Raw genomic sequence first — 9,033 nt, 5'->3', positions numbered from 1 at the left:
CAGCCGCGCGGTCAACGCCTCGACCGCCGCGCTCGCCGCGGCCAGACCCTCGGGCACCACTTGTAGCGTCATGGTTTCTGCACTCCCTTCGATAGATCCGAGCTATCACTCACCGGCCGTCGACTGTGACACTCTGGTCGACCAGCGGATTGACCAATTGCACGTAGGTCGGGCTGTCGCTGTCGCCCAACAGGATCGCCCGGCCGGCTGGCAGCCGCCCGAACCGCTGACCGCGGATCTTGCCGCCGTCAGCCGGGTTACCCGACAACATCAACGTCGTCGCCTGCAAGTCGTTCAGCCGCCGCATCAGCGGGCTTGTCATCAGTGCGTGCACCGATCCGCTGGCCCGCGCGGTGACGATCAGCCGCAATCCCAAATCGCTTGCCTGGGAGAGTAGCCCGAGCAACGGCGTCCACGGCCGCTGGCCGACGTACGCCCCGGTCATCGCAGGTGTGTCCGGGATCTGGTCGACATCGTCGATGATCAGGTAGTGCGTGTGGCCGTAATATCGCCACGCCGACAGCTCGGCGGGGCTCATACCGGCCGGTGGCCGGCGCGCTTCGATGAGCCCGGCCAGCCCCAGCATTGCCGGGACGATCCGGTCGACGTTGGCGGTGTACTCGTTGTCCGGGAACAGTGGCTCCTCGACGAGATGCAGCCGACGGTCGATCACCGTGAACGCGACCTCGTCGGCCGTTGAGTTGCTTCGGACGGTGCGGATGATGTGGCGCAACAGGGTGGTCTTACCGGTTCTGCTGTCACCGAAGACCATCAGCAGCGGGTTGTCGTTGAAGTCGAGTTCGACTGGCGCCAGGTCTTCTTCGCGCTGACCGATGACGATCCGGTCCCTGCCGCGATACAGCGGGCCGATCGCATCAGCGGCGAGGTTGGGCGGCAGCAGCCGCACCGGCGGCGCGCTGACACCGGGATAGCGGGCGTTGATCGCGGGCACCTGCTCCAATTCAGGTGCGGCGAAAAGAAAGTGTTCGGCGGCCATGGTGAGCCCGCGGCCGGGCTGATCATGCGGCACCGCTTCCGCCGGACGACGCAGCGCGCCGGTCACCCGCACGTTACTGTCCCGCGCGTCGTGCAGTTTGAGTTCGAGCCGCAAACCCAGGCCGTCGCGCATCGCCAGCGGCACCTCCAGCCAGCTCGGGGTGGTGATGATCCCATGGATCCCGTAGGCCAGGCCGACGTTGACCAACTCGGTGACCTGCGCCAGCAGTGGGTTTCTGGTGTTGAACTGGTCGGTGTTGTCACGGCTGAACGCGTACAAGTTGTCGATGACCAAAAAGACCTCGCCGAACCCGTCGTCGAGCACCGACCCGTGCCGGTCCCGGAAGACTTCGCGCTGTTGGCGCGAGCGCAGCAGTTGCTCGAGCTCGCCGAAGGTACGACGGATGCGCTCGGGCTCCAGCGGTGAGGCCACGCTGCCGACATGGGCAAGGTCTTCGACGGCGCGCAGCTTGCCGCCGCCGTAGTCCAGGCAGTAGAACGTCACTTCCTGCGGCGAGTGCAGGTTGGCCGCCGACAAGATGAACGTCTGCAGCGCCGTCGATTTACCCGACTTCGGGCCGCCGTGGATCACCACGTTCCCGGCCGACGAGCCGGCGTCGAACATCAGCGGGTCGCGGCGCATCTCGAACGGTTTGTCGATCTCGCCGAGCGGCCAACGCCACCGGCGCCGCGACACCGCAGCCCGGGCCAGCACCGCGCTCAACGGAATCGGGTCGTCGAGCGGCGGCAGCCACAGCTCCGGCGCGCGGGGACCGTAGCGGGCCAGCTGGTCTCCGATGGTCGCGATCAGCTTGCGCGACGGGCCGGTCGGCTCATCGTCGTGGCCGGCCGCGATCACCGTGTCGGGTTCAGGCTCGACGAAACCGGCGGTGAATCGCTTGGGCTGCGGAACAGACTGCATCACATACGTTTTCGGCCTCCGCGGCGGATCGTAGATGCCGTCGACGTAGGTGCTGCGGAATTTGACCGGCGCCGCGCCGGGGGCGGGCACCAAGAAGCCTTCGCCCTTGTGTTCCTTGCCGGCTTCGATGTGATAAGCGTCTTCCACACCGATGATCTGCCGTGACACCGCAGGGCTGGCCACTTTCAGGCCGATCCGGTACGAGGTGTTCTTGTCGATGTCCTTGATCCTGCCCACGTCCAACGTCTGTGACGCGAACAAAATGTGGATACGGAACGAGCGTCCTTTGCGCGCCACGTAGTCGAACAACTCCGCGTATTCGGGGTGATCTGCCAGCATCAGCGTGAATTCGTCGGCGACGACGAACAGCGTCGGGATCGGCGCCAGTTCGTGTCCGGCCGCGATGGCGTTCTCGTATTCCACCACCGAGTTGAACGCGCTGCCCTGGATGCGGCGGCCGGCCTCGCGCAGCAGCACCTCACGACGGGACACCTCACCGCGCAGGGTGTCGGCGAACCGGTCGGCCAGGGACTTCTTCTCGGCCATGTTCGAGATGACCGCCACCACTTGGGGGAAATGGCGGAAGCTGTCGGCGCCCGCCTCGCCCTTGAAGTCGGCGTAGATCACGATCAGCCGATCAGCCGGGTGAGTCGTCAACAACGCCAACAGAATCGACATCAGGCTCTGCGATTTACCCGAGCCGGTCATGCCGATCATCAGGCCGTGCGGGCCCATGCCGCCTTCGGCTTCATCTTTGAGGTCGAAGAACAGCGGCTCACCGGTCGCGGTCACGCCAATCGGGACGCGCAGCTCCTCGTCGCGGCGGCGCGGTGCCCACAGCGCCGGCACGTCGAGTGTCGACGCATCAGCAATCCCCAGCAGCGTGGTGAAGGACGCACCGCGAGTGGCCGCCGACCGCAATCCCGCATGCGTGGGGTTGGAGTCCCACCGCGAGAGCCGGCGGGCGAGATGGCCGGCTTCGTCGGTGCTGATCTGGTCGGCCCGGTCGATGTAACGCTGCCAGCCGCCGGTCTGCCACCGGTCGATGCTGCCGTCGGCGATCCGCAGGATCGGCCGCTCGGGATCTGAATACTGTTCCCGGTGCGGCTGCGTGGCCGATCGGTGAATGACGGTGACGGCATCCCAGCCGGCCGCCAGCGTCGAGGCGCTGACGTCGTATTCGGGATCGTCGACGACAATGAGCAAGTGCCGCAATGCCTCCGCGCGGGCGCCGGTGAACGCCGGGCGGTCGGCAAGTGCCGGGCCCACCAGAGCGGCGAGCTCGTCGACGTTCGTCGACAGGTAGCGGGCCGGTCCCACGCCGTCGAGCCGGCCCGGAATGTCCACGTGCGGCAACCACTTCAGCCAGGACCAGTCTGCGGCGTCCAGGTCGGGGGCCGCCACAGCGACACCGAGCACCGTCGGGTCATGCCAGGTGACCGCCTGCACGATCCAGGCCCGCAACGCCGCTCGCACTTTGTCGGCGTCACCGAGCACCGTGATCCGTGACACCTGGGCCACATCGATCGCGATCGGCGCATCGCGAACCGTGCTGTGGGTGTCGAGTAGGCTGCGTAATGCGCTGTGAGACACCGGTTCCAGGTCGATCTCGTCAGCGGCGTCGCTGACCCGCAGCGCCGTGGCCAACGGCACGGTGTGCAGACCGGCACGCACCAGCAGGAAGTCGGCGTCGTGGGGATCGCGTTCCCATTGGCGTCGCGATCCCGGGACGGTCGCCAGATCGGTCGGGTTCGGGTGCGACCATTCGGCAGCCGCACGCTGTCGGGCAGCCTGGGTGCGGATGTTGTCGCGCACCACTGACAGGTAACGCAGATAGTCGGCGCGTTCGGCGTCGACCTCCTCGGTACGCGCCTTATTGCCCGTGCCGCGGTAGAGCGCGGTGGCCGCCAGCAACAGTACGAACGGGAAGAACATTGTCTGCGGGGAGATCAGCCGCATCCCGGTGGCGAACAACGCGACAATCATCCCGACGATCAAAATCACGATCAAAAACGGCAATGCCCGTCGCAGCAGGGATGGCGGGATGACTCGTCGCAGCTCGGGTGGCGGCTCAATGGTGATGGCGCCCTTGCGGGTGCTCGGAGGTGACAGCCGACGGCGGGCTTCGAAGATCAATCGGCTCATCGGTTCCCCCCTTCGCCGGCGCCCACGGCGACCGGGTGACTGCGTCGCGAGTCAGGCACCAAGCTGTCGTGGGCCAGCAGTGCGTCGGCGCGCGACAGCGTCGGCCCGGGCGCGAACAACGACAGGACAGACCATGGGACAGGTACCGCAGGTCGGCTCAGGCCCAGCGCGTCAACGGTTTTGGCTTGACCGGTAGCCCCGGGTTCTTCATCGATGCCATAGCGGACACCGGTGTCGGCGATCCAGAACAGTGATCCGGCCGGTGGTGCCGACGCATCTCCCCCGACGGTCTGGGCGAAATAGCCGCTGCCCGGTGCGACCGCGACACGGCTGGCGGTCCCGTCGGTGCCCGCACCGACCAGGTCCACAGTGCGCACCGCGTCAGCGACCGGCAGCGCTGAACCGGACAGCAAGGACATCGCGCTGGTGCTGGCCTTGGCCGGCTTGTTCCAGTAGGCGCAGGTGACCGGAGCACCCGGCGCCTCGACCAAGGCGATTCTCTGATCGGGATAGCGGGTGGTGTCCAGCGCCCGCGACACCGGCAGCTTGGCGATCTGGTCGGCGCCCAGCCGCGGTGGCTGTTCCAGGCCATAGGAATTGGAGTTGCGCAAAATCGCGGCGAGCACCGGCGGCACTGGCTGCAGGCCGTCGGCTAGCACGGCGTAATAGAGCTCGTTGGTGTTCGAGCCGGATCCCCCGTTGTCCAGCCCATGGGCCATCACCACGGCGCCGACCGGCGCGGGCACCGGCAGCGGATACCGCGGCGGGCTCCCGGCATCCGGAATGGCCGGGACGGCCAGCGGCGGCGCTTCCGGCACCGCATTGAACAGCCCGGAGGTAATCGGTCGGGGGGCAGGCACGTCGGCGCCCCAGCCCAGGGCACCGGTCACAGCACGGTCGGACACGTCGATTCGACTGCGCCTGCCGTTCCACAGCAGCCAAGTTCCGTTGCCGCTGTCGACCAGCACCGCATGCTGGGAACCCAGCGCCGCGGCCCGCGCTCCGCTGGTGTCCTGCGCGCCGGCTATCACCGTGACGCCGGTGGCCGGGCCGGACACCGCATCGCACACCGTCCAGTCGGCGTTCTTCGCGGTGTTCTGCACCATCCGCTCCGGCGCGCCGGGAATGCCGATCAAGTTGCCACGCGGAATCTCGTCGAGCGCAGTGCTTTTCACCGTCGTCGGGTTGACCGGACGGCCGACGATCAGCCGGGCGGAGGTGAGGTTGAGCACCGGGTGCAGCTGGTCGCCCACGCGTACGTACAGCGCAGAGGTTGATCGGTCAGCCAACACGGCGTTGCTGCCCACCGAACCGTTGGGCCGGATGAACGAGAAAACGAAACAGCCGAGCAAGCCGGTCACCACGATCAGCACACCCATCAGCACCGCGCGTGATTGCGTGCGCAGCGGATCCACCAGCATCCGGGTGTCATGCAAGGCGACACCGGACGCGATTCTGCGCATCACGAACCGCCAGCCAGTCACCTGGTGGCGGGTGACGAAACCCCGGCGGTACACCACTTTGTCGGGGTTGTCGTTGGCCGGGGTACGTGACACGAACAAGCGCCGGTCGTCGTCGGGCTCGCGGTCCGTCATGCCGGCACCTCTATCCCGAGGCCGCGCAGCAGCTGCGGGACCGAATAGCCGACGTCGCCCGCGGTGATCGTCATCAAGTCGTCGTCGGTGAACCCGTCAGTACCCGCGTGTTCGGAATGATCCAGCCGGAACTCGCGCTCCTCCTCCGACTTTTCGACGACGTTGCGGACGAACCGGCCATTACCGGCGATATCGAGGCCTCGCCGGGTGATGCCGTTGAAGTCAGGCTTGGACGTCGAGGCCAGATGGGCGAACAACGCCTCGAGGTCGTCGAGCGCGGCCTGTTCGAAAACGCTGTCGCGCCTTTGTGCCATGAACTTCGCGATCTCCACCAACTCGGCCGGCGCGTACGACGGGAAGTCGATGCTGCGGGTGAAACGCGAGCGCAAACCCTCGTTGGTGTCCAGAAACTTATCCAGGTCGGCGCGGTAACCGGCGATGATGACCACCAGACGGTCCCGGTCGTTTTCCATCCGCGCCAGCAGCGTGTCGATAGCCACCAGGCCGAAGTCGTTCTTGGCGCCGGTGGCCACCAGGGCGTACGCCTCGTCGAGGAACAGCACACCGTCCAAGGCGCTGTCGATGATCGCGTTGGTCTTGGCTTCCGTCTCACCGATGTGCTGGCCGATCAGGTCGGCGCGGTGCACCTCGCGGATGTTCTCCTTCTTCAAAAGGCCCAGCCCGCAATAAATCTTGGCAACGACGCGGGCAATGGTCGTCTTGCCGGTTCCGGGCGGTCCGGTGAAGACGAGGTGGTTGGTGCGCCCTGCCGTCGACAGCCCGCGTTGCTGACGCAGCACGGCCATCGCCACCGAGCTTTTCAACCGGGACACCTGGTTCTTGACCTGGTCGAGGCCGATGAACTCGTCGAGCTCATCTTCGGCCTCGGCGAGCAACGCGTCCTTGCGCTGCTGAGCTTCGGGGTCGACGAAATCTGCTTCGCCGGGTTCGGTGTCGGGGTCCCACGGGTCGGTGCGGGCCTCGATCCGGTCGGCGGTCGTGGTGATGATCCCGAAACTGGCATCGGATAGCGCGTGCTGGACTTGTTCGTTCTCCGGGTTCGCCGCGTACAGGTCCTGCAACACTTCGGCGGCGGTTTCTTCGTCGTCCTGCGCGCGCAATGTCAGCGCTTTGGCCAGTGCACCGTCGACCGCGGCAACCCGCACCGGACCGTCCGGTTCCTCCAGGTAGGACAAGGCCGGGGCGAACATGCCCAACCGGGCCAATGCGATACCCAGGGTGATCTTGGCGGCGTGTGCATACAGATCGTCGAGACCGGGGTCGTTGACTACCGGGGTGAGCAGCTTGACGACATCTGACCAACGCTGAGCCCGGTGATGGATCGCGATGGCGACCCACCGAACGTCGCACCAACTGGGCCGGCGCTCGGCGATATCGCTGACCAGCGCGAAGGCGTCGGCATACCGGCCTGCGGCTGCCAGGGAAGCTGCGTACGCGAGGTTGAAACCGTCCGGATCATTCGCTCGGAGGCGAAGGTAGAGCCCGGTGTCGTACTGGAAACCGAAGGCGCCGGGCGCCAGTTGCACCTGACGCTGAAGGATGCCCGCCGTTGCTGCGGTGCGTGCAACTGCCTCGAGCACCGGCGCGGACAGGTCACCGGCCGCCGCGAGTCCGGTCCAGGCGTCGCACTGTTCATGGGCGACACGGGTCAGGGCGGAAAACCCCGACCGGGCGGCGTTCAGGTCGGCCGGACGTTGCCGGTCGTAGACCGTTAGGCCCAGCGCCCGGCAGCAGGTGGCGAATCGGCTGACGACGTCAGCGTCCACCCGAGCGGCGGCTGGGCGCGCCGCCAACGTCCCGATATCGGCGTTTGCCACCCCCGGATACCCTCCTGCCGTATGTTAGTGCAACCTAACTTTGCTGAAGTTAGCATTGCATAAGCTAAGTGTCGAGATCAGAGCCTGCGAAATGAGACCGCCTACCTCTTGGTAGCGCTGACCAGGGTGTTGCGGGCGACCATCGGTCCAGCCTCGGTGTCCGGCCCCGGCGCGGGCCGACCGACCTCGCGCAGATAGTCGGCCAACGGCGTCGGCACCGCTGTCCAGCCGCGTTCAGCGAACCACTGGTCGGCCGGGGCGTAGCGCTCGTTGTAGACCAGTTGGAAGAACAGGCGCCCGTCGCCGGCGTTGCGTTCTTCCTCGACGGCGGCCGCGAACGCATCGGGTTTCATCGGGGCTCCATCCTCTACCGCGACGTGGCTGCCAGACGCGGCCAGCGTGTCGATACCGGAGTAGAGCTGATTCTGTGCCTCCGCCGGAAGGTAGATCATCAAGCCTTCGGCGATCCAGGCCGACGGCTGGTCAGCGTCAAAGCCGTTGTCGCGCAGGGCCCGTGGCCAGTCGTCGCGCAGGTCGACGGCAACTTCGCGTCGGTCGGCGGTGGGCTGATCACCATGGCGGGCGAGCACCTCGCGCTTGAAGTCGAGTACCTGCGGTTGGTCCACTTCGAAAATCGTCGTGCCGCTCGGCCAGGTCAACCGGTAAGCACGCGAGTCCAGGCCCGCCGCCAGAATCACCACCTGGCGAACCCCCGCGTCGGCCGCGCGGCGGAAATACTCGTCGAAGTACTTGGTTCGGGCGGCTTGGAAGTTGACGAAGTAGTCACCCCAATCGTCCGTCTTGAGCTGATGTTGGGGCAGTTTGCCGTCGAGTACATCAGCCGCGGCGCCACCTACCGCCCGGCAGAAAAGCTCGGCGAACTGGTCGACGACCAGAGGCTGGGGCTTCTGAGCTTCCAGCGCTCGCGCGGTGGCCACGAACAACGCGGTTGAACCGACGCTCGTGGTGATGTCCCAGGTGTCATCGTCGCTACGCACGAAACCGACCCTACGCGCCGGCGTCTGCACGCCTTTGCCGGTCGCTTGGGACAGCGATTGCACTGCTGCCGTTGTCATCTGTCTCCTTCTTCGCCGCCCGCGGCGGCCGGTTCGCTATCCCAACTACGCGGGACCATCGGCATTCGGGGGCCGCCGTCGAACTCATCGCCGGCCAATCTCTGCAGTCCGCTCGCCTGCGGAGCGGCTTCTCTGTGCACGGTGCCGGAAAACCCCAATACGCCTGCGCCGTGTCTTGACGCGGCCGATGCTGGTGCCGATGCGACAGGATCGCTTGCCGGCGGCGCGCCCCAGTCCGGATTGACGTCGACGTTCATGTCGGCGAATTCATCACCGTGCCCGCGCTTATTGGCCCGTCGGCGACGCCGGGCCCGGGCCTGGTCACGTGCGGCCACCGCGGCAGCAGCCGCGGCGCTGTCGGGCTCCGATGCTTTCTTCTTGGCGGCTGCGCTGGCACTGGCACTGGTCGTCAATCCCGAGCCGACACCAATGCCTGGCGGTCCGACCACGTAGGGCGGAAA

4 protein-coding genes and 2 pseudogenes are annotated in these 9,033 nt (G+C 66.6%); all 6 read right to left on the bottom strand.

All coding sequences use genetic code 11. The features are described from left to right. Positions 1–72, bottom strand: a pseudogene (locus tag WA317_RS09780) (PE family protein); the annotation flags it as partial. Between the two features lie 37 nt (positions 73–109). Further along, positions 110–4,063, bottom strand: a complete 3,954-nt coding sequence (gene eccCa, locus WA317_RS09775) for a type VII secretion protein EccCa (RefSeq protein WP_425172838.1) — start codon at positions 4,061–4,063, stop codon at positions 110–112. Further along, positions 4,060–5,658: a type VII secretion protein EccB gene (gene eccB, locus WA317_RS09770; RefSeq protein WP_425172837.1), complete on the bottom strand. Its 1,599-nt coding sequence runs from the start codon at positions 5,656–5,658 to the stop codon at positions 4,060–4,062. The genes eccCa and eccB overlap by 4 nt, the downstream gene beginning before the upstream one ends. Further along, positions 5,655–7,496: a type VII secretion AAA-ATPase EccA gene (gene eccA / locus WA317_RS09765; protein WP_425172836.1), complete on the bottom strand. Its 1,842-nt coding sequence runs from the start codon at positions 7,494–7,496 to the stop codon at positions 5,655–5,657. Before eccA ends, eccB begins: the two co-directional genes overlap by 4 nt. A gap of 101 nt (positions 7,497–7,597) precedes the next feature. Beyond that, positions 7,598–8,494 (bottom strand): class I SAM-dependent methyltransferase, encoded by an 897-nt coding sequence (locus WA317_RS09760; RefSeq protein ID WP_425172839.1) that lies wholly within the window; start codon positions 8,492–8,494, stop codon positions 7,598–7,600. Between the two features lie 74 nt (positions 8,495–8,568). After that, a pseudogene (locus WA317_RS09755) lies at positions 8,569–9,033 on the bottom strand (hypothetical protein); the annotation flags it as partial.

The organism is Mycobacterium sp. (assembly GCF_049802695.1).
Taxonomy (GTDB): Bacteria; Actinomycetota; Actinomycetes; order Mycobacteriales; family Mycobacteriaceae; genus Mycobacterium.
This window is presented reverse-complemented; position numbering and strand designations above follow the sequence as displayed.